The sequence below is a fragment of the Streptomyces sp. NPDC059008 genome (assembly GCF_042749045.1).
GTDB lineage: Bacteria > Actinomycetota > Actinomycetes > Streptomycetales > Streptomycetaceae > Streptomyces.
In genome coordinates, this window is sequence record NZ_JBHYJC010000012.1 from 121,542 (window position 1) to 146,579 (window position 25,038).

Consider the following 25,038-nt stretch of genomic DNA (forward strand, 5'->3'; position numbering starts at 1 on the left):
CACCCTGCATGTCCGGATGTCCGCATGTCAACCCTTGTGCAGAGCTTCAAGAGGTCCTTCAAAGGGCCCACAAGGGGGGCATCGAGGGGTTTCATCGAGGGGACTTCAAGGGGCCTTTAAGGGGTCTTCAAGGGGCAGGGGTGTGCGCATTGACGCCTCCCCGCCCCAGTGGAAGGATTCCCCCTCATGGAACGGTCCAACGGGCCCGCCGGCGGACGCGGCGGACGACCCCCGACGATCCGCGGCGTCGCGGAGCGCGCGGGCGTCTCCAAGTCGCTGGTGTCGCTGGTGCTGCAGGGCTCCCCGCGGGTCAGCGACGCCAAGCGGCAGGCCGTGATGGACGCCATCGACGAACTCGGCTACCGGCCGAACGCCGCCGCCCGCAGCCTGGTCGCGCGCCGTACCCACACCGTCGGCGTACTGCTGAACGACATGCGCAACCCCTGGTTCGTCGAGCTCCTCGACGGCCTCGACTCGCTGCTGCAGGCGCACGGTCTGCGGATGCTGATGGCCGACGGCCGACTCGACCGACGGGCCGGACAGGACTTCGCCCGCACCTTCCAGGAGCTGCGGGTCGACGGCATCGTCGTCGTCGGCACCCTCCCGGACACCGACGGCCTCGCCGAGGTCGCCGAGCGACTGCCCACGGTCATCGCGGGCAACCACGAACCCCGGCTGCCGCGCGTCGACATCGTCGCCAACGACGACGAGCGCGGCGCCCGCCTCGCCACCGAGCACCTGCTCTCCCTCGGCCACCGGCGGATCGCCCATATCGCCGGGCAGGGAGTGGTCGGCGAGCTGCGCCGGCGCGGCTTCGAGGCCGCCCTGCGCGCCCACGGCCGGGCAGCGGGCGCCGTCGTGGAGCAGGGCGACGGGACCGAGGAGGGCGGCTACCGGGCCGCGGTGCGGTTGCTCAACCCCTCGCGCGGGACCGAACGCCCCACCGCCGTCTTCGCGTTCAACGACATATCCTGCGTCGGCGCGCTCTCCGCCGCCCAGGAACTGGGGCTGTCCGTGCCCACCGACCTCTCCCTGGTCGGCTACGACAACACCTACCTCGCCCGCATCCGACACCTCTGGCTGAACTCGGTCAACAACGCCAGCCACGAGGTCGGCCGCCGCGCGGCGCGCTGCCTGCTGGACCGGATGGACCGCCCGGACACCCCGGCCGCCCACCAACTCGTCGCACCGGCACTGGAGATCAGAGGCTCCACGGCGCCACCCCGCGGCTAGGACCCGTCCGGCGGAGCGGGCGCGGCGGGCGCGGCGGGTGCCCCGGACGGCGGGCCGGCGTCCCGGGCCGCCCGCTCGCCCCGCAGCTCGCGGTCCACCGCCCGCAGCAGCGTCAGCAGCATGCCGTTCAACGGCGTCGCGATGCCGTGCCGTTCGCCCGCCCGGACCACCGCCCCCGTGATGAACTCCTGCTCCATCGGGCGGCCGGCGAGCCGGTCGTAGAGCATCGAGGAGCCGCCGTCCGCGGGCGCCGTGGCGTACAGCTCCAGGGTCCTGGTGATGTCCTCGTCACCGATGTCCGCGCCCTCCGCCCGGGCGACGGCGGCCGCCTCGGACAACAGGTCACGGGTGAGCGCGGCCATCTCGGGGTCGGCGAAGATGCCGATCGGCTGCTGGAGCAGGGCGGTGATCGGGTTGGCCGCGAGATTGGTGAACAGCTTGCGCCAGGCGGCCGTGGCGAAGTCGCGCACCGGGTGCACCCGCAGTCCGGTACCGGCGAGCGCGGCGGCGAACCGGTCGCCCAACGGGCCCTCGGGAACGTGCAGTTCGCTGGCGACGTGGTGCAGGATCCGGCCGGGCGCGGTGCGCTCCGCCGAGATGTAGACGACGGTGGGCAGGATGCCGGTGCCCCTGGGCACGAGCGGAGCGATGCGTTCCTCCTGATCGATGCCGTTCTGGAGCACCGCGACGGCGGTGCCGGGGCCGCACAGCCGCCGCAGCCAGCCCTCGGCGCCCGCGGTGTCCTGCGCTTTGGTGGTCAGCAGCACCCAGTCGACCGGCGTCACCCGCGCCGGGTCGGTGACGATCCGCACCGCCGCGGTCCGGACCTCGCCGCCGCTCTCGATGGTCAGACGCTGCAGCGGGCTGCGTACGCACAAGGTCACGTCGAGGCCGGCCCACCCGGCGAGGGCGGCGGTGTAGCCGCCGATCGCGCCGGCGCCGATCACCGCGATCCGGGCGGGCGCCGCGGGCCGGGGATGTTGGGGCATACCACGATCGTAGAGCCGCGGCATACGCCGGGACACGCGCGCTCCGGGCCCCGGCGCCGGGCCGGGCGCCGGGGCCCGGGGGCCTGTCAGGCGGCGTCAGCGCCGGCCGCGCTGGCCGGGCCGCTGGGCCACCCATGCTCTGACCGTGTCGGCGAACCAGTACGGTTTTCCGCCCTCGACCAGATCCGGTTCCGGCAGCAGACCGTGCTTGCGGTACGAGCGCACGGTGTCCGGCTGTACCTGGATGTGCGCGGCGATCTCCTTGTACGACCAGAGCCTGCGGTCGGTCATTTCCGTCACCTCCTGAGCGCCGTACGCAGGGGCGGCCCGGGGGAGCCGTCGGGGGCCGCGTACGGCCTGGTGATCACTCACCCTGTGCCCGGACAACGACACCGAGTGACCGCCGGGGAGGGGCTGTTGACCGACTGTGACGGAAGACCCGCGCAACGGTGACAGCCGTGACGGCGCGCGGACCGCTGTGACGAGGCGGGGACCTCGTCGTCAGCGGGCAGAGGCCTCCGGAACCGCCTCGTCCGCCCCCAGACCTCCTTCGACCTCTTCACCCCCTTCAGCCTCCTTGTTCTCCCCGACCTCCTTGACCTCCTCAGCCTCTTCGGCCTCCTCAGCCTCTTCGGCCTCTCCCGCCCCCGCCGCCCGCCGCAGCTCATGCTCCAGATCTTCCAGCGCCAGCCCCTTCGTCTCCGGCGCGTACCGCTTGCAGAAGACCAGGGACACCACGCACATCGCGCCGAAGAACCAGAAGGTGAGGCCGGCGCCGGCCAGATCGAGCAGCACCGGAAAGACCAGCGCGACCGCGAAGTTGACCACCCACATCACGAACACCGCCGCGCCCATGGCCAGTCCGCGGACCTTGAGCGGGAACATCTCGGCGAGCAGCAGCCACACACCGGTGTTCAACGTGGCCTGCATGAAGGCCATGTAGAGCACCATCAGGCACAGGACGAGGACGCTGACGGCGGTGGAGTGCGGGAGGTGGAAGGACGCCCCGAGCAGGGCGAGCGAGACGGTCATCCCGGCCAGGCCCGTGATCAGCATCGGTCGCCGCCCGACCCGGTCGATCAGGGACATCCCGATCGCGGTGGCAAGGACGGAGACCGCCCCGACGGCGATGGTGGCGGTGATCGCCGCGCCCGTGCCCAGTCCCGTCGACGCCAGGATCTTGGGCGCGAAGTACACCACGGCGTTGACGCCGGTGATCTGCTGGACCGCCGCCAGCCCTATGCCCACCAGCAGCAGCCGCCGCACCCAGGGCGTACGCAGTTGCCGCCAGGCGCCGCGCTGCGCACCCGCCTCCAGGCTGCGGGCCCGGTCGATGCGGGCCAGCTCGGCGGGGACGTCGTCGGCGGGCAGCGTACGGCCGAGCACCCCGGCCGCGTCGTCCCGCCGCCCCTTGCTGATGTACCAGCGCGGGGTGTCGGGCAGGAAGAACAGGCCGACGAACAGCGCCACCGCGGGCAGCGCGGCAAGACCCAGCATCCACCGCCAGGCCTCCCACCGCGCCAGCACGGCGTTGATCAGGTAGGCGAGCAGCTGACCGCTGACGATCATCAGCGAGTTGAAGGAGACCAGCCGGCCGCGAATGTGCGGGGGCGCGATCTCGGAGAGGTAGAGCGGGGTGATGACGGAGGCGCTGCCGACGGCGAGGCCGAGGACGAAACGCGCCGCCGTCATGACGGCGACCGTGGGGGAGAGCGCCACCGCCAGCGCGCCGCCGATGAACACGGCGCCCGCCCACAGCAGGGAGTCGCGCCGGCCCAGCGCGTCGGACATCCGGCCGCCGATCAGCGAGCCGAAGGCCGCGCCGATCAGCAGCGCGCTGGTGATGACGCCCTCACCCAGGGAGGTGAGGCCGAAGTGGGCCTCCATGAAGGGGAGGGCGCCGGAGATCACTCCGGTGTCGTAGCCGAAGAGGGCGCCGCCGAGCGCGGCGATGGCGGCGATGGCGACGATGAAGCGTTGGGCGCGGCGGGACCGCGGGCCGACATGCGGGTCGGCGGACGCCGCCTGGCTGGTCGGAGCGGCCATCGTCAGCTCCGGCCCGTCCGGGCGGTCAACCCATCGCCCGTGGAGGGTGGTTCGGGCGCCGGGAGGGCGCCGCGGACCGGTATGGAGCGTCGTCGTGGGTCGGCGCCACGGGCGAGGTGCACGGTACGGCGAAACGGAACGGCGTCCGGCGCGGAATGCATGTGCGGGGGCCTTTCAACGGATCAGAAGCGAGCAGATACGTGACGAGGAACGGGCGGCGCAACGCGCCCCGGCAGCAGGGCGCGACACGCCTCGGCTGCACAGCGCGGCGCGGCACGGGACACCTCAGCAGCACGGCACGAGACACGCCCCAGCAGCGCGGCGCGACACCGGCCACCACCACCCCGACAAGGGCCGTCATCGCCCACGGTTGGCGCAGCGTGCGACGCCACGGACCCCTGCTGGCACACCGTGCGCCGCCACCGCCCCTACCGGTACAGCGCCGGCCGCTCGATCAGCTCGACCGCCACCCGCTCGCCGCTGGCCTGGGCGAGTACGCCCGCCTCGCACACCGCGGCCGCCGCATAGCCGTCCCAGCAGCTGGGGCCCTCGACCTCGCCGCGCCGGGTGGCGTTCACCCAGCGCTGCACCTGCCGGTCGTAGGCCTGCTCGAAGCGCTCCACGAAGCCGGGGGTGATGGCGCCGCCCCAGTGGCCGGCGGCGTTGGTGAACACCCCGTGGTCGTCGCCGATCCGGGCGGTTCCGTTCTCGCAGACCGCCTCGCAGACGACCTGGTAGCCGAAGCCGCAGTTGACGAAGATCTCGGTGTCCACGACCTGGCCGCCCGCGGTCTCGAAGAGGACCAGCTGCGGGTCGCTCAGGCCCTCGGGCGCGTTCCCGGTGGGCGCCGGACGCAGCACCCGTACCGCCGTGATCTCCTCCTCCAGCAGCCAGCGGGTCACATCGATCTCGTGCACCACCGAGTCGTTGATCATCATCGCGTTGGTGAAGCCGGGCGGGGTGTCGGCGTTGCGGTGCTTGTTGTGCAGCATCAGCGGGCGCCCGTGAGTCCCCTGGTCCAGCAGGGACTTGAGGGCGCGGTAGTCGGCGTCGTAGCGGCGCATGAAGCCCACCTGTACGCGGCGGTGGCCCAGCGCCTGCTCGGCTTCCAGGACGCGCAGCGCGGAGGCGGCGTCCGGCGTCAGCGGCTTCTCGCACAGGACGGGCAGATCGCGCGCGAAGGCTTCCAGGAGTGCCGCCTCGTGCGCGGGGCCCGGCGAGGCGATCAGCACGGCGTCCACCGAGGGGTCGTCCATGGCGGCGGCGGGGTCGGTGTAGGGGGTACACCCCTCGATGCCGTCGGCGAGGTGCTTGACCCGGGCCGCGTCGATATCGACCACCGCGGCCACCCGGGCGCCGCTGATCACCTCGTTGATCCGGCGTACGTGGTCGGCGCCCATCCGGCCCGTGCCGATGACCGCCACACCGAGCGTTCCGTACGAAGTCATGTCGTCCTCAAGTCCTTACGTGCTTCAGAGGGCTACAGAGTGTGATGTACTCTGGGAACTGATTACTCTCCGTAATCGTTGCCGGAGATATGAGGAGGCGTCGCGAGGCGAGCGCAGCAGGCAAGTGCGGCAGATGAGTGCAGCAGGCGACTGCAGTAGGTGAGTGCGGGCGACGAGTGCAGACGACCGCGGGTGGACTCGGCTGCCGGCCCGCTCAGGCGCCGCAGGAGCGCAGGAAGCGGCGCGTGCGCTCGGCGATGGGGAACGGCTGGTCGGGCGGGCAGGGGTACATGTCCTGCTCGACGATGGCGAAGAGGTCGACGTCCAGCTCCTGCGCGGCCTCCAGGACGGGCGGCAGCGCGGGCACGCCGAGCGGCGGTTCGCACATCACGCCTTGCTGGACGGCCGGGCCGAAGGGCGTGCCCTTGGCGACGACGTCGCTGAGGATGTCCGGGTCGACCTGCTTGAGGTGGAGGTAGCCGATCCGCTCGCCGTAGGTGCGGATCAGCTTGACGCTGTCCCCGCCGCAGTAGGCGTAGTGGCCGGTGTCCAGACAGAGGTTGACCAGGTCGGAGTCGGTCACGTGCAGGAACCGCTCGACGTGCTCCTCGGTGTCGATGTGGGTGTCGGCGTGCGGGTGCACGACGATGTCCAGCCCGAACTCGTCCCGTACGCGCTTGCCCAGCCGCTCCATGCCGGTCGTCAGGTGCTTCCACTGCTCGACGGTCAGCTCGCGCGGTTCGAGCTCCTCGGCGGTCTTGTCGTCCCGCCAGAAGGAGGGGATGACGACCAGGTGCTTGGCGCCCATGGCCTGGGTGAGGGTGGCGACCTCGGAGACGTGCGCCCAGGTCTTGTCCCAGACGGACGGGCCGTGGTGCATCGAGGTGAAGATCGTGCCGGCCGAGACCTTCAGACTCCGGCGGGCGATCTCGTCGTGCAGGACGGCGGGGTCGGTGGGGAGGTAGCCGTACGGGCCGAGCTCGATCCACTCGTAGCCGGCCTCGGCGACCTCGTCCAGGAAGCGCTGCCAGGGGACCTGCTGGTCGTCGTCGGGGAACCACACCCCCCATGAGTCGGGGGCGGAACCGATGCGGAGGCGGTCCAGAACGCGGGGGGCGGCATGGGGAACGGTCATGCTGCGGCTCTCCTCTCGCCGGTCGGCGGTGACCGGGAGGCGCTGGGCGGGTTGTGGGGCACAGCCTCTCTGGCGCCCCGGGGAGTGTCAAGACTTCGTCCTGACATAAGGACTTAAGGACTTTGTCGGGGTGGGTATGCGGGAGCGGGTGTGTGGGAGCGGGTGCGTGGGGGGTGCGTGGGGGTTGGAGTGCACGGGTGGGGGCGCGGGGCGTGGTGTGGCGCGATGGGGGAGGGCGTCGGGTGGGGTGTGTCCGAGGGTGCCTCAGTACTACCTCGGGTGGGGCGCGTCCGGGGGCGCCTCGGCAGCGCCTCGGGTGGGGTGTGTCCGGAGGTGTCTCAGGGGCACCTCGGGGGCGTCTCGGGGTGTCCCTGAAGGGGCTCGACGGGCATCTTGGGCGCGGCTCTCGCAATCCTTGACGTCAGAATGTAAGGACAAACTGTTGACAGGGTCTGATGCTCACCGTTAGACCTTTCCTCAGAGTCGAACCCGCCGAACCCGGCGAACTCGCCGAACCCGCCGCGCCGGCCGACCCGAAGGGGCGCATATGACCGAGCCGTACGACCTGATCACCATGGGCCGCATCGGAGTCGACATCTATCCGCTGCAGACCGGTGTGCCACTGGCGCAGGTGGAGACGTTCGGGAAGTTCCTCGGGGGTTCGGCCACCAACGTCGCGGTGGCCGCCGCCCGGCTCGGGCGCCGTAGCGCGGTCATCAGCCGCACCGGGCGCGACCCGTTCGGGGACTACGTCCATCAGGCGCTGCGCGGGTTCGGGGTGGACGACCGGTGGGTGACCCCCGTCGAGGAGTATCCGACGCCGGTCACCTTCTGCGAGATCTTCCCGCCGGACGATTTCCCGCTCTACTTCTACCGTCGCCCCAAGGCCCCCGACCTGGTCATTCACCCCGAGGAACTGGATCTGGACGCCATCGCGGCGGCCCGGATCTTCTGGATCACCGGTACGGGGCTGTGCGAGGAGCCCAGCCGCGGCGCCACCCTCGCCGCGCTGGAGGCCCGCGCCAAGGCCGGCACGACCGTCTTCGACCTGGACTGGCGGCCGATGTTCTGGGGCGGCGAGGGCGGCGCCTCCGGGGACGGCGGGGCGAGCGGCGCGGCGGCGATGGCCACCGCCCGCCCGTATTACGAAGCGGCCCTGCGGCACGCCACCGTGGCGGTCGGCAACGTCGACGAGGCCGAGGTCGCCACCGGAGTGCGCGAGCCGAAGGAGTGCGCCCAGGCGCTGCTGGAGATGGGCGTCGAGCTCGCCGTCATCAAGCAGGGGCCCAAGGGCGTGCTCGCCGTCCACCGCGACGGCCGCACCGCCGAGGTCCCGCCCACCCCCGTCGAGGTCGTGAACGGGCTCGGTGCGGGCGACTCGTTCGGCGGGTCGCTGTGTCACGGGCTGCTCTCCGGCTGGGAGCTGGAGCCGATGATGCGGTACGCCAACGCCGCCGGTGCCATCGTCGCCTCCCGTCTGGCCTGTTCCTCCGCCATGCCCACGGCCGACGAGGTCGAGGCGTTCCTCGCGGGGCGGTAGCCCCCATGGCCGTGGCCCGCCGGCAGCCGTCGACGGCGCGGCCCCGCGCCACCCCCGCCCCACCTGTGCACTCAAGAAGGTGAGTTGAGCCTTGACCCCTCGGATCAGTGACCTCGCGACGCTGCGGGCCCGGCACCCCGGAGCCGTTGCGGAGGCCGCCGCGCGCCGCGCCCGTCGCCCGCTCCTCGGCGACAGCGGCCGGCTGATGATCGTCGCCGCCGATCATCCGGCCCGCGGCGCGCTCGCCGTCGGTGACCGGCAGCTCGCCATGGCCAACCGTCTCGACCTGCTCGAACGCCTGGTGCTGGCGCTGTCGCGGCCCGGTGTGGACGGGGTGCTGGCCACCGCGGACATCCTGGAGGACCTGCTGCTGCTGGGCGCCCTCGACGGCAAGGTGGTGATGGGCTCGATGAACCGGGGCGGCATCGCGGGCGCCTCGTTCGAGATGGACGACCGGTTTACCGGCCACCGGCCGCAGGACCTCGCCCGGCTCCGCTTCGACGCGGGCAAGCTGCTGCTGCGGATCGACTACGACGACCCGGGCTCGCTGACCACCATGGAGGCCACCGCCCGTGCCATCGACGAGATGGCCGCGCGGGAACTGCCCGTCTTCGTCGAGCCGTTCCTCTCCTCCCGGATAGACGGCAAGGTCCGCAACGATCTCAGCCCCGAGGCCGTGACCCGCTCCGTCGCCATCGCCTCCGGCCTCGGCGGCACCTCCGCGTACACCTGGCTCAAGCTGCCGGTCACCGAGGACGCCGATGCCATGGCGCGGGTCTGCGAGACCACCACCCTGCCGACCGTGCTGCTCGGCGGCGACATCGGCAGCACCGTCCGGGACCAGGAGGCCGCCTACGAGAAGTGGCGCAAGGCGCTGCGGCTGCCGACCGTGCAGGGCCTGGTCGTCGGGCGCTCCCTGCTCTACCCGGCCGACGGGGACGTCGCGGCCGCCGTGGACACCGCCGTGGGCCTGCTGTGAGCCGGGGGGACCTCCCGGCCGCCGGTGCACCGGGGCGGAGCCCGGGGGAGACCGACGAGGTACTGCAAACGCCGCGATTTCCGCAGGAGACTCGATCCATGAGCAATGTGAGCACGGAATTCCACCTGAGGGCCGGTGAGGCGGCCGCGGGACCGTACGCGCTGGACATCGACCCGAAACGGGCCGGCTGGGGCTACTCCTCGCTGCGCGTGCTGGACCTGCCGCCCGGTGGCCACCACTCCTTCGCCACCGGCGACAGCGAATGGATCGTGCTGCCGCTGTCCGGCGGCTGCACGGTGCTGACCGACGACGGCGAGTTCTTCGAACTCACCGGCCGGGAGAGCGTGTTCAGCGGGGTCACCGACTTCGCCTACGTCCCCAGGGACGCGCATGTGCAGATCGCCAGCGGGGCGGGCGGCCGCTTCGCGCTGACCGGGGCGCGCTGCGAGCGCCGCCTGCCCGCCCGCTACGGCGCCGCCCGTGACGTCCCCGTGGAGCTGCGCGGCACCGGCAACTGCTCCCGCCAGGTCAACAACTTCGGGGCCGCGGCCCCCGCAGGCGAGCGCGAAGCGGGTTTCGAGTGCGACCGGCTGATCGCGGTGGAGGTGCTCACTCCGGGCGGCAACTGGTCGTCCTATCCGCCGCACAAGCACGACGAGTGCCGCCCGGGGGAGGAGAGCGAGCTGGAGGAGATCTACTACTTCGAGATCGCGGCGGCGCACGGCACGGACGGTGTGGGCTACCAGCGCGTCAGCCCGTCGGGGCGCGGCCGCGGTACGGACGTGCTCGCCGAGGTCCGCAGCGGTGACGCGGTGCTGATCCCCGACGGCTGGCACGGCCCGTCCATCGCCGCCCCCGGCCACACCATGTACTACCTCAACGTCATGGCCGGGCCCGGCGAGACCCGCGAATGGCTGATCTGCGACCACCCCGACCACGGCTGGATCCGCGGCACCTGGCCGGACCAGCCCGTCGACGCCCGCCTCCCTCTCTACCAAGCGCCCGCAGGAGACGCCCGATGAACGCTCCCACCACGCGCCGCCTCACGGTCGCGCAGGCCCTGGTCGAGTTCCTCGCCCACCAGTACACCGAGCGGGACGGCCGCCGGCACCGCCTGATCAACGCCTGCTGGGGCATCTTCGGCCACGGCAACGTCGCCGGTATCGGGCAGGCGCTGCTGGAGTCCGGTGAGGCGCTGCCGTACCTCCAGGGCCGCAACGAGCAGGCCATGGTGCATGCCGCGGTCGGCTACGCCCGGCAGCGCGACCGGCTCGGTGCGCAGGCCGTCACCACCTCCATCGGCCCCGGCGCCACCAACCTCGTCACCGGCGCCGCGCTGGCCACCGTCAACCGCCTGCCGGTGCTGCTGCTGCCCGGCGACACCTTCGCCACCCGGACGGCAGACCCCGTCCTGCAGCAGCTGGAGGTTCCGCACGCGGGGGATGTGTCGGTCAACGACGCGCTGCGCCCGGTGTCGCGCTACTTCGACCGGGTCACCCGCCCCGAGGCGCTGATCCCGGCGGCGCTGCAGGCCATGCGGGTGCTCGCCGACCCCGTCGACACCGGCGCGGTCACCCTGGCGCTGCCGCAGGACGTGCAGGCCGAGGCGTACGACTGGCCCGAGGAGTTCTTCGCCGACCGGGTCTGGCGCGTTCCCCGGCCCGCCCCCGACGTCGGCGCCCTGGCCGAGGCGGTACGGGCGATCCGCGGGGCCCGGCGGCCCCTGTTGATCGCGGGCGGCGGGGTCCACCACTCGGAGGCGGAGGAGGCGCTGCGGGCCTTCGTCGACACCACCGGCGTCCCGGTGGCCGTCACCCAGGCGGGCAAGGGCTCGCTGCGCCACGACCACCCCGCCGACGTGGGCGGCATCGGGCACACCGGTACCGCCACCGCCGACGCGCTGGCCCGCGAGGCGGATCTGATCATCGGTGTCGGGACCCGCTACACCGACTTCACCACCGCCTCCGGGACGCTCTTCGCCGCGCCGGACGTCCGCTTCGTCAACCTCAACATCGCCCCCTTCGACTCCCACAAGCTCGGTGCCCTGTCCCTGGTGGCCGACGCCCGCGCCGGGCTCGAAGCGCTCACCCTGGCGCTGTCCGGGCACCGCGTCGAGGAGGGGTACGAGGCGGCCTACGGGGCGGCGAAGGCGGACTGGGAGCGCCGGGTGGACGCCGCGTACGGCGCCCCGGACGACTCCGTGCGCCCCTCCCAGACGCAGGTCCTCGGTGCGCTGGACGCCCTCGTCGACGACACCGACGTGATCATCAACGCGGCCGGGTCCCTCCCCGGTGACCTGCACAAACTCTGGCGTGCCCGGTCGCCTCGGCAGTACCACCTGGAGTACGGCTACTCCTGCATGGGCTATGAGATCCCCGCCGCGATCGGGGTCCGGCTCGCCGCGCCCGACCGGCCGGTGTGGGCGCTGGTCGGCGACGGTACGTATCTGATGAACCCCACCGAGATCGTCACCGCGGTCCAGGAGGGCATCAACATCAACATCGTCCTCGTCCAGAACCACGGCTATGCGTCGATCGGCGGTCTGTCCGAGCAGACCGGCGGCGAACGCTTTGGAACGGCGTACCGTTTCCGTGACAAGGACGGTACGTACACGGGCGCGCCGCTGCCCGTCGATCTGGCCGCCAACGCCGCCTCGCTCGGTATGCGGGTCCTGCGTGCCGCCACCGTCGCCGAGCTGCGCACCGCGCTCGCCGAGGCGCGGAGCTCGAACCGGCCCACATGTGTCTATGTCGAGACCGAAACGGCCGACACTGTGCCGGGCGCGCCGGAGGCGCAGGCCTGGTGGGATGTTCCTGTTGCCGAGACCGCGACACGTCCGGCGGCGGTCGCCGCCCGGGAGGCGTACGACCGGTACGCCGCCGGGCGCCGCCGCCACCTCTGACCCTGACCCCCGTTCGAAGTCGTCACCCCAGAAAGGCCCCTCGCATGAAGACCATCAGCCACTGGATCGGCGGCAAGCCCGTCGAGGGTGTCTCCGGCAACTTCGGCCCGGTCTACAACCCGGCCACCGGTGCCCAGGAGAAGCAGGTCGCCTTCGCGTCGGTCGACGAGGTCGACGCGGCGGTCCGCGCCGCCAAGGAAGCGTTCCGGACGTGGGGCACCAGCTCGCTGGCCAAGCGCACGTCGGTGCTGTTCAAGTACCGCGAGCTGGTCGACGCGCACCGCGAGGAGCTGGCCCGGCTGATCACCGCGGAGCACGGCAAGGTGCACTCCGACGCGCTGGGCGAGGTCGCCCGCGGTCTGGAGATCGTCGAGCTGGCCTGCGGTATCCCCGAGAAGCTCAAGGGCGAGCTGTCCACCCAGGTCTCCACCCGGGTCGATGTGGCGGCGATCCGCCAGTCGCTGGGTGTGGTCGCCGGCATCACGCCGTTCAACTTCCCGGCGATGGTGCCGATGTGGATGTTCCCCCTGGCCATCGCGTGCGGCAACACCTTCGTGCTCAAGCCGAGCGAGAAGGTTCCCAGCGCCGCGTTCAAGCTCGCCGAGCTGGCCGCGGAGGCGGGGCTGCCCGACGGCGTGCTGAACATCGTCAACGGCGACAAGGTGGCGGTCGACGCCATCCTGGAGCACCCCGACGTCGCCGCGGTCTCCTTCGTCGGCTCCACCCCCATCGCCCGCTACATCCACACCACGGGTACCGCCAACGGCAAGCGGGTGCAGGCGCTGGGCGGTGCCAAGAACCACATGCTGGTCCTGCCGGACGCGGACCTCGACCTGGCGGCGGACTCGGCGATCAACGCCGCGTACGGCTCGGCCGGCGAGCGCTGCATGGCGATCTCGGTCGTCGTCGCGGTCGGGGAGACCGCCGACCCGCTGATCGGCAAGATCAAGGAGCGGGCCGACAAGCTGCGGATCGGTCCCGGCGACGACCCGGCCTCCGAGATGGGCCCGCTGATCACCAAGGTCCACCGCGACAAGGTCGCCTCGTACGTCACCGGTGCCGCGGCCCAGGGCGCCGATGTCGTCATCGACGGCACCGGCTACACCGTCGAGGGCTACGAGGACGGCCACTGGATCGGTGTGTCCCTGCTGGACAACGTCACGCCCGAGATGGACGCCTACCGGGACGAGATCTTCGGCCCGGTGCTGTCGGTGGTCCGCGTCGAGAGCTACGACGAGGCCATCGCGCTGATGAACAACTCGCCGTGGGGCAACGGCACCGCGATCTTCACCCGCGACGGCGGTGCCGCCCGCCGCTTCCAGCTGGAGGTCGAGGCCGGCATGGTCGGGGTGAACGTGCCGATCCCGGTTCCGGTGGGCTACCACTCCTTCGGCGGCTGGAAGGACTCGCTCTTCGGCGACCACCACATCTACGGCAACGACGGCGTGCACTTCTACACCCGCGGCAAGGTCGTCACCACTCGCTGGCCCGACCCGTCCGACGGTGGCATCAACCTGGGCTTCCCCAGCAACCACTGAGGTCACCGCCGACGGACGCCCTGCCGGACGCGTTGACCGGGCCCCCTGCCGAACCCCTTGCCGGACCCCCTCGGCAGGGGGTTCGGCCCGTTGCTACCGTGCATCCTCGCCGCACACCAACTCCATCGGGGGAAGCAATGCACCAATCCATGGCGCTCGCCAAGGGCGCCCGTATCACCGGCGGGGCGTTCTGCCTGCTGTTCTTCCTCTACACGGCGTACTGGCTGGCCGTCGACGTCGGTGAGTTCGGTCTCGTCGGCCTCTGGGATTCCTGGACCTTCCAGAGCCGCGGCGGCACCAACCAGGTCACCGGGCCGTTCCACCTCGGCCTCGCCGTCGTGCAGCTGGCGGCGGCGCTCGCCGCGTTCGCCGGGCAGCGGGTGGCCGGCGGGCTGCTGGCCGTCGCCACCACCTTCACCTGGGCCACCGCCCTGCAGGCCGCGGTGAGCGTCGGCAGCCACACCAGCGACGACAAGTGGTTCCTGCACGCCGAGACCAACACCTCGACGTTCGACAGCGTCTTCATCAGCAGTGTGCTGCTGTTCCTGGTGACCTTCGTCGCCGGCATCGTGCTGCTCGCCGGCATGCGGTCCTGGCCGCGCACCTCCCCCAGCGACCCGCCGATGCGCCCGGCGCCGACGGCGGGCGTGGTGGCCGGGCTGCTGCTCGGCGCGATGGTCCTGTGCAATGTGGCCTGGCACCTGTACATGCTGGTGGAGGGCGGCACCGGCTCCTTCGAGATGCTCTACCTCGGCCGGGGCGTGCTCAGCTCCCTGCTGGCCATGTCGCCCGGCTGGTCGTCCCTGGTGTTCCTCGTGCTGACCGCGCTGGCGGGGCTCAACAGCCTGATGCGGGGCAGCGCGGCCCGTGGTCTGGCCATGGGGCTGTCGATGGTGACGCTGCCCAGCGCCCTGCTGACGGTGATCGGGCTGGCCGGCAACGGCGCCCTGTTCGAGCTGAGCGACAGCATGCCGGGCCTGAGCATCATCGGCGACATCCAGCTGCTGCTCGACCTGCTCGGTTCGGTGGCGCTGCTGGCGCTGATGGGCCGTGGCGAGCCGGTCGCCCCGGCCTGGTACCCGCCGGCCCAGGCTCCGCAGTTCGCCGTCCCCGGCTTCGTGCCGCCGCCCGGCCCGCAGATGCCGCCGCCCGGCCCGCCGGTCCCGCCGGCCCCGCCCGCCTGGCAGCCGCCCGGCAACCCGCCGCCCCCGCAGGGCGGTTTCGGGCCGCCGCAGTACTGACGAGGCGGTCGCCCGGCACCCGCGAAAAAGCGGTGTGCCGGGCGCGCGCCGGGTTGGTACGCTCCCCGCGCGCACGCAGCGCGAGCACTGCTGGAGCAAGGGAGGTTGATGAATATGGCCCGCCGGACGCCTCATCAGCATGCCCTTGACCGGGCGGCGGTCTGAGCCGGACGTCGTTGCGTCCGCACACCTCAGCGCGGCCCGGTCGCCCACAGACGACCAGGAGTGACGCGTGTCTTCTTCTTCCTCCCGTTCTTCCCTTTCCTCCTCTCCCTCCCCTTCGTCCCCGGATCCGTCCCGTGACGGCGAACTGCTCACCGACCGGCTGCTGCTGCGGCCCTGGTCCGACGACGAGCTGGCCGCGGTCGCCGGCGAGGAGCGCCGGCCGCACTGGGCGGCGGACTTCCCCGCCGACGGCGACCGGGTCATCGCCGGCTTCACCGCCGGCAATCCGGCCGCCCGGGGCGTCCACGGCCAGCGGCAGATCGTCGAGCGGGCGAGCGGCCTGGTGGTCGGCGGCATCGGGCTGTTCTGGCCGCCGGTCGACGGCGCGGTCGAGTTCGGCTACGGCATCGTGCCGTCCCGCAGGGGGCGCGGCTATGCGCCCGAGGCGGCCCGCGCCCTGGTGGCGTTCGCGCTCACCGCACCCGGGGTGCACACGGTGTACGCGGACGTCGAGCCGACCAACCCGGCGTCCCGCCGCGTCCTGGAGAAGGCCGGGCTGGAGCGCTGGAGCGGCGACGAGGGCTCGGCGCGGTTCCGTATGACGGCGGCCGGAGAGTAGCGCCCCGGCCGGGCCGGTCGCGTACCGCGTTCGTGGTACGCGACCGGCGCACCCTACTCCCCGGGGAGACCGCCGGATTCCGCCCGGGGTACCGGCCGCCCGCCGCGGCCGGTACCTAGGATTTCCGGTATGGATCTCCGAGGTCTCAGACTGCGCGGGCGGCGGCTGTACGCCGCGGTGGGCGCGCTGGCCGTGCTGGTGGGCGGCGGTACATGGGCTGCCGCCTCCTCGGACGCGGCGCCCGTCGTCCACCGCGAGGACCGGCTGCTGACGATGCCGCGGACGCCCGGCGGCACGAAGGACGTGCGGATCGACACCTCCTTCTTCACCGCGCGGCAGGGCTTTGGCGGGCGGCGGCCCGCGGTGCTGCTCGGCCACGGCTTCGGCGGCAGCAAGGCCGATCTGCGCCCGCAGGCCGAGCAGTTGGCCCGGGACGGGTACGCCGTGCTGACCTGGTCGGCGCGCGGCTTCGGCAAGTCCACCGGGAAGATCGGGCTGAACGCCGCGGACGGCGAGGTCGCCGACGCCAGCCGGCTGATCGACTGGCTGGCCGAGCGCCCCGAGGTGCGGCTCGACAAGGCCGGCGACCCCCGGGTGGGCGTCGCCGGTGCCTCGTACGGCGGTGCGATCTCGCTGCTGGCGGCCGGCCACGACCGGCGCGTCGACGCCATCGCCCCGCAGATCACGTACTGGAACCTCGCCGACGCCCTCTTCCCGCACGGTGTGTTCAAGAAGCTGTGGGCGGGGATCTTCTTCACCACCGGCTCGGCGGGCGCCCCCACCGGCGCGCCCCGCGCCGCCCCCACGACGTCCGGCGGCTGCGGGAGGTTCGAGCCCGCGCTGTGCCGGATGTACGAGCGGGTCGCCGAGAGCGGCACGCCGGACGCCGCGGCCCGGCGGCTGCTGGCGGACCGCAGCCCGTCCGCGGTCGGCGACCGCATCAAGGTGCCGACCCTGATCATGCAGGGCCAGACCGATTCGTTGTTCCCCCTCGACCAGGCCGACGCCGCGCAGAAGGCGATCCGGCGCAACGGGGCGCCGGTGGACGTCGACTGGATCGCGGGCGGCCACGACGGCGGGGACCGCGAGAGCGCCCGGCTCCAGGCACGTACGAAGGCCTGGTTCGACCGCTACCTCAAGGGCGACGAGGGCGCCGACACCGGGCCGGCGTTCCGGATCAGCCGGACCGGCGGAGTGGACTCGACCGACGGCACGGTGCGGCTGCGCGGCGCGAGCGCGGAGGACTACCCGGGGCTCGCGGGCGAGGTGCGGCGCATCCCGCTGGCCGGCCCCGCGCAGACCTTCCGCAACCCGGCCGGCGCCGGTCCGCCCGCCATCTCCGCGGTGCCCGGCGTCGGCGCGCTCGGCACTCTCTCCGCCCTGGGCACCGGCGGTCTGTCCCTGGACTTCCCCGGCCAGTACGCCCGCTTCGACTCGGCGCCGCTGACCGACTCCGTCCGGCTCACCGGCAGTCCCACCGCCACGGTGCGGGTGCGCTCGAAGTCCCCGGACGCGGTGCTCTTCGCCAAGCTCTACGACGTCGCCCCCGGCGGCCGGCGCCAGGTGCTGCCCGCCCAGCTCGTCGCGCCGTACCGCGTCGTCGGCGCCCAGGAGGGCCGGACCGTCCGGCTCCGGCTGCCCGCCGTCGACCATGACTTCGCCGCCGGGCACCGGCTGCGGCTGGTGCTCTCGGCCACCGACCTCGGCTACGCCTCACCGGCCGAACCCACCACCTACAGCGTCGCGCTGCGGGGCGGCGGCGCGCTGGGCGTGCCGATCGCGCCCCAGGTGCGCAGCGCGGCCGCCCCGTTGCCGGCCTGGACCTGGGTGCTGCCCGCCGCGGCCGCGGTCGTCGCGGCGCTGCTGGTGCTCACCGCCCGCCGCCGCACCGCGGCGCCCGCCCCCGACCCGGCGCTCGCCGATGTCCCGCTGCGGATCAGCGGGTTGAGCAAGCGCTATGCCGGGTCCGCGGACCGCTATGCCGTACGGGAGCTGTCCTTCCGTGTGGAGAAGGGGCAGGTGCTCGGTCTGCTCGGGCCCAACGGCGCGGGCAAGACCACCACGCTGCGGATGCTGATGGGCCTGATCACGCCCGACGACGGAGAGATGAGGATCTTCGGGCAGGCGGTCCGACCGGGCGCCCCGGTGCTGTCGAGGGTCGGCGCGTTCGTCGAGGGCGCCGGTTTCCTGCCACATCTGTCCGGCCGCGCCAACCTGGAGCTGTACTGGCAGGCCACCGGCCGGCCCGCCGCCGACGCGCACCTGGACGAGGCGCTGGCGATCGCCGGCCTCGGCGACGCGCTGCAGCGTGCGGTGCGCACCTACTCCCAGGGCATGCGGCAGCGCCTGGCCATCGCCCAGGCCATGCTGGGCCTGCCGGATCTGCTGATCCTCGACGAGCCGACCAACGGCCTGGACCCGCCGCAGATCCGCGAGATGCGGGACGTGATGATCCGTTACGCCGCCGCCGGCCGCACCGTCATCGTCTCCAGCCATCTGCTGTCCGAGGTCGAGCAGAGCTGTACGCATCTGGTCGTCATGGACCGCGGGCGGCTGGTGCAGGCCGGCCCGGTCGCCGAGATCACCGGCTCCGGCGACACCCTGCTGGTCGGCGTCGCGGAACCGGTCGGCGACGCCGTCGTGGAGAAGGTCGACGCGCTGCCGGGGGTCGCCTCGGCGGTCCGCGCCGAGGGCGGCCTGCTGGTGCGGCTGGACGGCACGCTCAGCACCACCGGGCTGCTGACCGAGCTGCTGCGGCTGGAGATCGCGGTGGACCGGATCGGCCCGCACCGGCGTCTGGAGGACGCCTTCCTCACCCTGATCGGAGGCGACCGATGAGCGCGACCACCACGGCGCGGGCGCCGGGCTACCGCCCGCGCCGCACCCTCCCGCTGCGTGTGGAGGCCCGCCGCCAGCTGCGCCGCCGGCGCACACTGGTCATCGCCGCGATCCTGGCGCTGCTGCCGTTCGTGCTGGTGGCGGCGTTCGCGATCGGGGGCGACCCGTCCGGCCGCGGCAACGGCCGGATCACCCTGATGGACAGCGCCACCGCCTCCGGCGCCAACTTCGCCGCCACCGCGCTGTTCGTCTCCGCGGGCTTCCTTCTGGTGGTCCCGGTGGCGCTGTTCTGCGGCGACACGATCGCCTCGGAGGCGAGCTGGTCCTCGCTGCGCTATCTGCTGGCCGCGCCGGTGCCCCGGGCCCGGCTGCTGCTGAGCAAGCTCACCGTCGCGCTGGCGTTCAGCGCCGCCGCGATGCTGCTGCTGCCGCTGGTCGCACTGGGGGTGGGCACCGCCGCCTACGGCTGGGGGCCGCTGCAGCTGCCCACCGGCGGCGCGTTGCCGGCGGGGGAGGCGGCGGTGCGGCTGGCGGTCGTGGTCGGCTACATCTTCGTCAGTCAGCTGGTCACCGCGGCGCTCGCGTTCTGGCTGTCGACGGTGACCGACGCGCCGCTGGGCGCGGTCGGCGGCGCCGTCGGGCTGACCATCGTCGGCAACGTCCTCGACCAGGTCACCGCCCTGGGCGGCTGGCGCGACGCGCTGCCCGCCCACTGGCAGTACTCCTGGGCGGACGCCCTGCAGCCCCGGATGGAGTGGTCCGGGATGATCCAGGGCTCGGCGGTGTCGGTGTCGTATGCGCTGGTGCTGTGCGCGCTGGCGTTCCGGGGGTTCGCCCGCAAGGACGTGGTGTCGTGACGGCGGGGTGAGGGGCGGCCGGGCCGGGCGCGGGGGTGCCGCCATCCGGCGCGGCGGGGCCGGGCGTCGGGGCGCAACCATTCGGCGCGGCCGGGTGTCTGTGTGGGCACAGGTTCGACATGCCCGAAGTTCGAGGACATCCCATGCTCCGTACCGCTTCGCGTACCACCGCCGTCGCCGCGGCCTGTGCCGCGGCCCTCGGCCTGACCCTGCCCCTCGCCGCCTCCGGCCCGGCCGCCGCCCACCCGCGCACCGGCCCGGCCGCCGGCACCGTCCGCCCGGATGCCGGCGGTCGGCACACCGCCGCCGAGATCCACCGCTTCCTGTCCGCCTTCTACGGCCACCACGGGCCGAGCGACTCCTCCCGCGAGCACCAGGTCTCCGCCTACCTCAAGGACCGGGCCGCCCACACCGAGGGCTACGACCTGCTGCTGTGCGCCCAGAACGTCCCGCGGGAGATCACCGTCGGCAGGGTGACCACCGCCCAGTCCGCCGGGGTCGGCTGGGCGACGGTCACCACCGTGTGGGGCGGTGGGAGCCGCGACTCCTTCACCGCCTATGTGGGCCTGGACTCCCACCCGATCGAGCTGCAGGACGTCGACTGCGGCCGGTGATCCACGCGTCGCCACGTCCCGGGCCGGCCGCCGCGGTCAGGCGGTCGGCCCCTGCATGTGCGCGCTGACCCAGCGCATCGTGCCCTCGCCCAGGCCCCGCACGTACGTCGCCGCGCTGTGCGTGCCGCCGGGGACGATCTGCAGCCGGGTGCGCACCGGGCCGCGCCCGTACTGCGCGATGAACCGGTGGACCTTCGGCAGCACCGTGTGCTCCTGGGAGCCGTCCTGGAAGGCGAGGTAGACCGGCGGTCCGCCGCGGGCGATCAGCCGGCGGGCCAGCGCCTCGGGGTTGTTCTCCCGCTCCTCGCGGGCGTGGCCGTTCCACAGCGGTGAGTCGGGCACGATGTCCGGCCCGTTGGGGATCGCCACCTTGAAGGTGCCGGGGTTCTGCAGCACGTTCTTCAGCGCCGCGAACCCGCCCGAGGAGGACCCCATGATCGCCCAGGCGTCGCGGGTCTTGAGGGTGCGGAAGTTCTGCCGTACGAGGTCGGGCACGTCCTGGCTGAGCCAGGTGCCGATCTTGGGCCGGCCCGGTATGTCGCTGCCGTCGTAGTACTGCTTGTTGTCGGGGTTGAGCACCGGCATGACGACGATGAACGGCAGGCTGGTGCCGTCCTTGGACCACTGGGCGAGGTTCTCCTGCAGTTTGAGGTCGGAGCCGATCCAGTAGTTGACGGGGTAGCCGTAGGCGCCGGGCAGCGCCTCCATGACCGGGAAGCCCTTGTCGGCGTTGCGCTTGTCGTAGTACTCCGGCGGCGCCCACACCCACACCTTGCCGGTGAAGCCGGACTTCGGGCCGTGCAGGGTGGTCATGCCGATCGGGGTGTTCCGGCCGGCGCCGCCGACCCGCCTCTGCTCGGTGAAGGTGATCGGGCGGCTGGGCCACTGCACCAGCGAGTGCCTGCCCTTGGTGCTGGTGTGCAGCGCGGCGCCCGCCTTGGGGCCGTCGTCGAACCGTACGGGGGAGGCCGGCGGGGCGTCGGTGCCGCAGCCGGCCGTGGCGGCGAGCACGGTGAGGGTGATCATTGCGATCACCGGACGGAACAGGGCTGTGCGCACGGGGCCTTCTCCTTGCCGAACCTGCCGGGAGCCCTCCCGGCCGCCCGGGAGTCGTCCCGGACACCGGGCAAGAGGGGGCCGGGGCGGGTGCGGGTTTCCCCTCCGGGGTGTCGGGTTGCTCGCACCGCCCGCACCGGAATCCGGAAATCCCCTTGTGACCTGGGATGTTTTACGCGGGGCGGAGGGTGGTTTTGCCAGGATTTTCCCGGCGGGCGGTGGCCGGGACGCGCGCGGACGAGACCCCTCCCCGCCACTGCGGAACCGTCCTCCGTGGCCCGTATCCTGCCGCTATGACCTGGTCGAGTGCGCTGAAGGAAGCCGCCCGCTCCGGGCTGACCATCGAGCGGACCAAGCTCACCCCGCTGATCGCCGTCCGCGGCTCGGCCGGTGTCGCCATCGTCATCGGGCTGTGCCTGTGGCGGGGCGATCCGACCCTGGCGGTCTCCTCCGCCTTCGGCGCGTTCGCCTCCGGCATCGTCACCTTCCAGCGCAGCATGCGGCCGCGTCCGGTCCTCGCGCTCGCCGTCGCCGGCGCGCTGGCGGTCTCCACCTTCCTCGGCTACCTGGCCGCCGCCCATACCGCCTGGTTCGTCCTGCTGCTCGCCGGCTGGACGTTCCTGGCGGGGATGGCCTGGGCGATCGGCCCGGTCTCGGGGCTGGCCGGCACCCAGACCGTGGCGATCATGCTGGTCACCGTCACCCTGCCGACCACCGTCGGGGGCGCCCTGGTGCACGCCGCCCTGATCTTCTTCGGCGGTCTCGTCCAGGCCGCCCTCATCGTCGTCTTCCCGGTCCGCCCCTGGGGCACCCAGCGCGACGCGCTCGCCGACGCCCTGGCCGCCGAGGCGGACTACGCCCGCCGGCTGCGGCAGGACCCCGTCGCGGCCTTCGACCCGGCGCCCCTGATGGACGCCCGGCTCGCCTCCACCGTGACGCCGCGTCAGGCCAGGCGCCGCCCCGTCCAGCTGCACGGCCCCCGCGGCCTTGCCGAACGCGTCCGGCCGGTCCTGGCCTCGCTCGCCGATCCCGTCGTCGGCGCCCCCCTGGAGGGCCCCGAACGTGACCGCGCCCGCGACCTGCTGGGCGCCGCGGCCACCGTCCTGGACGCCGTCGCGCACGCCGTACGGCACGCCAAGCCCGTACGGCTGCCCCCCGAGGCGATGGCCACCCTCGAAGTCCCGGCGACCGGGCCGATGCTCAAGGGCGCCGCCCGCCGCTCCGCCTACCGCCTGATCTCCCTGCTCGCCGACGCCGTCGAGCTCACCGACGAGCCGGTCCAGGCCACCCGCCCCACCACCGAGGCAGAACGCGGGCAGGGTGGGCGGGAAGCAGGCAGCCGGGGTGGGCGGGAAGCAGGCAGCCAGGGCGGGCGGGAAGCGGGCAGTCATCTGCTGCGCCCCAGCGTCCCCAAGCTCGTACCGGTCGCGCTGCGCGCCCTGCGCCGCGAGGCCCGCTGGTCCTCGCACATCTTCCGGCACGCCCTGCGGGTCGCCGCGGTCGCCGCCGTAGGCTATCTGCTGGGCACCGCGCTGCCGTTCGGCCACGGCTACTGGGCGCCGCTGGCCTCCGTGATGGTGATGCGCCCCGACTTCGCCCAGACCTACTCCCGGGGCGTCGCCCGCTTCAGCGGCACCCTCGTCGGCGTCGCCGTCGCGGGCGCGCTGATGGCCCTGGCGCACCCGAGCGAGTACCTCAGCGCCGCACTCGCCGTGGTCTGCGTATGGCTGATGTATCTGCTGATGCGCACCGGCTTCTCGGTGACCTCGGCGTGCGTGGCCGCCTACGTCGTCTTCCTGCTCGGCATCGCCGGCGAGGGCTGGGAGCAGACCGTCCAGGAGCGCATCGTGCTCACCCTCGTCGGCGGACTGCTCGCGATGCTGTCGTACGCGCTGTTCCCCGCCTGGGAGACTCCCAGGCTGCGCGACCGCCTCGCCGAGTGGCTGGAGGCCAACGGGCGTTACGCGCTGGCGGTGTTCGAGACCTGTGCCCGGCCCGCCGGGCGCCGCCCGCGGCAGGTGCGCGAGGCCCTGCTGGACGCCCGCGCCGCCCGCGCGGCGTGGGAGGAGAGCGAGGCCCGGGCCGAGAAGGAGCCCGTACGCCATCGCGGACTGTCGCTCACGGCGGCGAAGGCGGCCAGCGCCGCGCTCGCCACGATGGGCCGGGTCACGATGATCGTGGAGGCCCACCTCCCCGACAAGGACGCCGAACCCTCCGCCGGCGCCGCCGCGTTCGCCGCCGAACTGCGCCCCGCCCTGGAGCGCGCCGCGCAGGCCGTACGCGAGGAGCGCGACCTGGACTGGAGCGCACCACGCACCGTGTGGGAGCGGTGGGACGCCGAGGACGAGAGCCAGGGCGTCGCGGTGCGCGCCGCCGATCTGCTGCTGGACGCCCTCGACGACCTGGCGGAGGCGCTGTCCCCGCCGTCGCGGGAAGGCGACCGGGCGACACCGGGAACCATCCCGGGCCCTCAGTAGTCTTATTAATTGCCCGCATTGAACCCCATTGGTGACCAATGGGGTCCTCTGCCGCGCACAGCCGCCCGTTCGACAAGCCCGATGACCGAGAAGCCGCCCGCCCGCCCCGCTCCTCACCGCCCGCCCCCGGGGGTGTGCCCCCGTCCCCCTACGTCGCCCTTCCCCCGTCCCCTCCTCCCCCCGTCCCCGTCGCGAGAGAGCACACGAACTCCCCATGGCGTCCAGCACTTCGTCCGGTACGTACGACATAGGCATCGACCTCGGCACCGCCAACACCCTGGTGTACGCCCGCGGCAAGGGCGTGGTGCTGAACGAGCCGTCCGTCGTCGCCGTCAACGCCTCCGGCGAGGTCATCGCCGTGGGCCTGGAGGCCAAGCGCACCATCGGCCGCACGCCCTCCGGGATCACCGCGATGCGCCCCCTGAGGGAAGGCGTGATCGCCGACTTCGACGCCGCCGAGCAGATGCTGCGCGCCCTGATGAAGAAGGCCCTGCCCAGCCGCCGCTTCTCCCGGCCCCGGGTGGTCATCTGCGTCCCGTCCGGCATCACGGGCGTCGAACGGCGCGCGGTCATCGACTCCGCCCGGGGTGCCGGTGCCCGCGAAGTGCACCTGATAGAGGAGCCGATGGCCGCGGCGATCGGCGCCGGCCTCCCGGTGGACGAGCCGGTCGGCTGCATGGTGGTGGACATCGGCGGCGGCACGACCGAAGTCGCCGTCGTCTCCATGGGCGGCCTGGTCACGGCGCAGTCCGTACGGGTGGCCGGGGACGCCTTGGACGCCGCGATCACCACCTACGTCAAGAAGAAGCACGCACTGGCCATCGGGGAGCGCACCGCCGAGGACATCAAGATCGCCATCGGCTCGGCGGCCTGGACGCCCGTCGACGTCGACGAGGACGGCGCACCGCAACGCCGCGCGTCGTACACCGTCCGCGGACGCGACCACGTCAGCGGCCTGCCCCGGATCCAGGAGATCACCGAGGAGGAGATCCGCGACGCGCTGGCCGAACCGGTCGACGCGATCGTCCAGGCCGTCCATCGCACCCTCGACGCCTGCCCCCCGGAGCTCTCCGGCGACATCATCGAGCACGGCATCGCGCTGACCGGCGGCGGCGCCCTGCTGCGCGGCCTGGACCAGCGGCTGCGCCAGGAGATGGGCGTCCCCGTGACGGTCGCCGACGAGCCCCTGGACTGCGTGGTCAACGGCACCGCCAAGTGCGTCGACGAATTCGCCACGCTGCACGGCCTGCTGACGGGGGCGAAGGAACAGCCCAGGAAGACGGTCCGGCTGTAGGGGCGGCGGGGCGCGAACAGACGGTGCCCCACGGAGCCGGTCCCGTGAAATGCGCCCCATGATCGCG

General features: G+C 72.9%; 19 protein-coding genes. 13 read left to right on the forward strand and 6 right to left on the reverse strand.

Annotation, left to right across the window (positions count from 1 at the left end):
* The first annotated feature begins 186 nt into the window (after positions 1-186).
* The gene (locus tag ACFWZH_RS17405; protein ID WP_384431067.1) at positions 187-1,233 is read left to right on the forward strand and encodes a LacI family DNA-binding transcriptional regulator; all 1,047 of its coding nucleotides are present in this window, start codon (positions 187-189) and stop codon (positions 1,231-1,233) included.
* Here the strand turns inward: ACFWZH_RS17405 and ACFWZH_RS17410 are convergent.
* The 5 genes from ACFWZH_RS17410 to ACFWZH_RS17430 form a co-directional block, all read right to left on the reverse strand.
* Positions 1,230-2,222: a 2-dehydropantoate 2-reductase gene (locus ACFWZH_RS17410; RefSeq protein ID WP_384431070.1), complete on the reverse strand. Its 993-nt coding sequence runs from the start codon at positions 2,220-2,222 to the stop codon at positions 1,230-1,232. The genes ACFWZH_RS17405 and ACFWZH_RS17410 overlap by 4 nt on opposite strands.
* Positions 2,223-2,318: 96 nt before the next feature.
* Complete coding sequence (locus tag ACFWZH_RS17415) at positions 2,319-2,513, reverse strand: AlpA family transcriptional regulator (RefSeq protein WP_033265761.1); 195 nt, start codon at positions 2,511-2,513, stop codon at positions 2,319-2,321.
* Between the two features lie 210 nt (positions 2,514-2,723).
* Positions 2,724-4,268, reverse strand: a complete 1,545-nt coding sequence (locus ACFWZH_RS17420; RefSeq protein ID WP_384431073.1) for a sugar porter family MFS transporter — start codon at positions 4,266-4,268, stop codon at positions 2,724-2,726.
* A gap of 428 nt (positions 4,269-4,696) precedes the next feature.
* The gene (locus tag ACFWZH_RS17425) at positions 4,697-5,716 is read right to left on the reverse strand and encodes a Gfo/Idh/MocA family protein (protein ID WP_384431075.1); all 1,020 of its coding nucleotides are present in this window, start codon (positions 5,714-5,716) and stop codon (positions 4,697-4,699) included.
* 214 nt (positions 5,717-5,930) lie between these two features.
* Entirely contained in the window at positions 5,931-6,851 is a 921-nt protein-coding gene (locus ACFWZH_RS17430; RefSeq protein ID WP_384431078.1) for a sugar phosphate isomerase/epimerase family protein, read from the reverse strand.
* A 547-nt stretch (positions 6,852-7,398) separates the two neighbouring features.
* On the opposite strand from ACFWZH_RS17430, the gene iolC reads away from it, so the two are divergent.
* The 10 genes from iolC (at position 7,399) to ACFWZH_RS17480 (ending at position 20,144) form a co-directional block, all read left to right on the forward strand.
* A complete protein-coding gene (iolC, locus tag ACFWZH_RS17435; RefSeq protein ID WP_384431080.1) occupies positions 7,399-8,391 on the forward strand; it encodes a 5-dehydro-2-deoxygluconokinase in 993 nt (330 codons plus the stop codon).
* A gap of 91 nt (positions 8,392-8,482) precedes the next feature.
* Positions 8,483-9,370 carry a deoxyribose-phosphate aldolase gene (locus tag ACFWZH_RS17440; protein WP_384431083.1) on the forward strand — a complete coding sequence of 296 codons (888 nt, stop codon included), beginning with the start codon at positions 8,483-8,485 and terminating at the stop codon, positions 9,368-9,370.
* A 98-nt stretch (positions 9,371-9,468) separates the two neighbouring features.
* Positions 9,469-10,392, forward strand: coding sequence for a 5-deoxy-glucuronate isomerase (iolB, locus tag ACFWZH_RS17445; RefSeq protein ID WP_384431086.1), 924 nt, complete (start codon positions 9,469-9,471; stop codon positions 10,390-10,392).
* Entirely contained in the window at positions 10,389-12,272 is a 1,884-nt protein-coding gene (gene iolD, locus ACFWZH_RS17450; protein WP_384431088.1) for a 3D-(3,5/4)-trihydroxycyclohexane-1,2-dione acylhydrolase (decyclizing), read from the forward strand. The genes iolB and iolD overlap by 4 nt, the downstream gene beginning before the upstream one ends.
* 44 nt (positions 12,273-12,316) lie before the next feature.
* Complete coding sequence (locus tag ACFWZH_RS17455; RefSeq protein ID WP_384431091.1) at positions 12,317-13,810, forward strand: CoA-acylating methylmalonate-semialdehyde dehydrogenase; 1,494 nt, start codon at positions 12,317-12,319, stop codon at positions 13,808-13,810.
* Between the two features lie 137 nt (positions 13,811-13,947).
* Complete coding sequence (locus tag ACFWZH_RS17460) at positions 13,948-15,051, forward strand: hypothetical protein (protein ID WP_384431094.1); 1,104 nt, start codon at positions 13,948-13,950, stop codon at positions 15,049-15,051.
* A gap of 232 nt (positions 15,052-15,283) precedes the next feature.
* Entirely contained in the window at positions 15,284-15,835 is a 552-nt protein-coding gene (locus ACFWZH_RS17465) for a GNAT family N-acetyltransferase (RefSeq protein ID WP_384431097.1), read from the forward strand.
* A gap of 129 nt (positions 15,836-15,964) precedes the next feature.
* A complete protein-coding gene (locus ACFWZH_RS17470) occupies positions 15,965-18,673 on the forward strand; it encodes an alpha/beta fold hydrolase (protein WP_384431100.1) in 2,709 nt (902 codons plus the stop codon).
* The gene (locus ACFWZH_RS17475) at positions 18,670-19,530 is read left to right on the forward strand and encodes an ABC transporter permease (protein ID WP_384431103.1); all 861 of its coding nucleotides are present in this window, start codon (positions 18,670-18,672) and stop codon (positions 19,528-19,530) included. The genes ACFWZH_RS17470 and ACFWZH_RS17475 overlap by 4 nt, the downstream gene beginning before the upstream one ends.
* Before the next feature lie 143 nt (positions 19,531-19,673).
* Positions 19,674-20,144, forward strand: a complete 471-nt coding sequence (locus tag ACFWZH_RS17480; protein WP_384431106.1) for a hypothetical protein — start codon at positions 19,674-19,676, stop codon at positions 20,142-20,144.
* A 36-nt stretch (positions 20,145-20,180) separates the two neighbouring features.
* Here ACFWZH_RS17480 and ACFWZH_RS17485 read toward each other — a convergent pair whose 3' ends face one another.
* Positions 20,181-21,203, reverse strand: coding sequence for an alpha/beta hydrolase (locus ACFWZH_RS17485; RefSeq protein WP_384431110.1), 1,023 nt, complete (start codon positions 21,201-21,203; stop codon positions 20,181-20,183).
* A gap of 290 nt (positions 21,204-21,493) precedes the next feature.
* Here ACFWZH_RS17485 and ACFWZH_RS17490 point away from each other — a divergent pair, with 290 nt between their 5' ends.
* Positions 21,494-23,677 carry an FUSC family protein gene (locus ACFWZH_RS17490; protein ID WP_384431113.1) on the forward strand — a complete coding sequence of 728 codons (2,184 nt, stop codon included), beginning with the start codon at positions 21,494-21,496 and terminating at the stop codon, positions 23,675-23,677.
* Between the two features lie 214 nt (positions 23,678-23,891).
* Positions 23,892-24,971 carry a rod shape-determining protein gene (locus ACFWZH_RS17495; protein WP_384431116.1) on the forward strand — a complete coding sequence of 360 codons (1,080 nt, stop codon included), beginning with the start codon at positions 23,892-23,894 and terminating at the stop codon, positions 24,969-24,971.
* Positions 24,972-25,038 lie beyond the last annotated feature (67 nt).

Excerpts from the sequence above, each read along its gene's own strand:
- ACFWZH_RS17410 (WP_384431070.1), bottom strand. The coding sequence starts at position 2,222 with ATGCCCCAACATCCCCGGCCCGCGGCGCCCGCCCGGATCGCGGTGATC.
- ACFWZH_RS17495 (WP_384431116.1), top strand. The coding sequence starts at position 23,892 with ATGGCGTCCAGCACTTCGTCCGGTACGTACGACATAGGCATCGACCTC.
- ACFWZH_RS17455 (WP_384431091.1), top strand. The coding sequence starts at position 12,317 with ATGAAGACCATCAGCCACTGGATCGGCGGCAAGCCCGTCGAGGGTGTC.
- ACFWZH_RS17425 (WP_384431075.1), bottom strand. The coding sequence starts at position 5,716 with ATGACTTCGTACGGAACGCTCGGTGTGGCGGTCATCGGCACGGGCCGG.
- ACFWZH_RS17430 (WP_384431078.1), bottom strand. The coding sequence starts at position 6,851 with ATGACCGTTCCCCATGCCGCCCCCCGCGTTCTGGACCGCCTCCGCATC.
- ACFWZH_RS17460 (WP_384431094.1), top strand. The coding sequence starts at position 13,948 with ATGCACCAATCCATGGCGCTCGCCAAGGGCGCCCGTATCACCGGCGGG.
- iolC (WP_384431080.1), top strand. The coding sequence starts at position 7,399 with ATGACCGAGCCGTACGACCTGATCACCATGGGCCGCATCGGAGTCGAC.
- iolD (WP_384431088.1), top strand. The coding sequence starts at position 10,389 with ATGAACGCTCCCACCACGCGCCGCCTCACGGTCGCGCAGGCCCTGGTC.
- ACFWZH_RS17415 (WP_033265761.1), bottom strand. The coding sequence starts at position 2,513 with ATGACCGACCGCAGGCTCTGGTCGTACAAGGAGATCGCCGCGCACATC.
- ACFWZH_RS17470 (WP_384431100.1), top strand. The coding sequence starts at position 15,965 with ATGGATCTCCGAGGTCTCAGACTGCGCGGGCGGCGGCTGTACGCCGCG.
- ACFWZH_RS17420 (WP_384431073.1), bottom strand. The coding sequence starts at position 4,268 with ATGGCCGCTCCGACCAGCCAGGCGGCGTCCGCCGACCCGCATGTCGGC.
- ACFWZH_RS17405 (WP_384431067.1), top strand. The coding sequence starts at position 187 with ATGGAACGGTCCAACGGGCCCGCCGGCGGACGCGGCGGACGACCCCCG.
- ACFWZH_RS17490 (WP_384431113.1), top strand. The coding sequence starts at position 21,494 with ATGACCTGGTCGAGTGCGCTGAAGGAAGCCGCCCGCTCCGGGCTGACC.
- iolB (WP_384431086.1), top strand. The coding sequence starts at position 9,469 with ATGAGCAATGTGAGCACGGAATTCCACCTGAGGGCCGGTGAGGCGGCC.
- ACFWZH_RS17480 (WP_384431106.1), top strand. The coding sequence starts at position 19,674 with ATGCTCCGTACCGCTTCGCGTACCACCGCCGTCGCCGCGGCCTGTGCC.
- ACFWZH_RS17475 (WP_384431103.1), top strand. The coding sequence starts at position 18,670 with ATGAGCGCGACCACCACGGCGCGGGCGCCGGGCTACCGCCCGCGCCGC.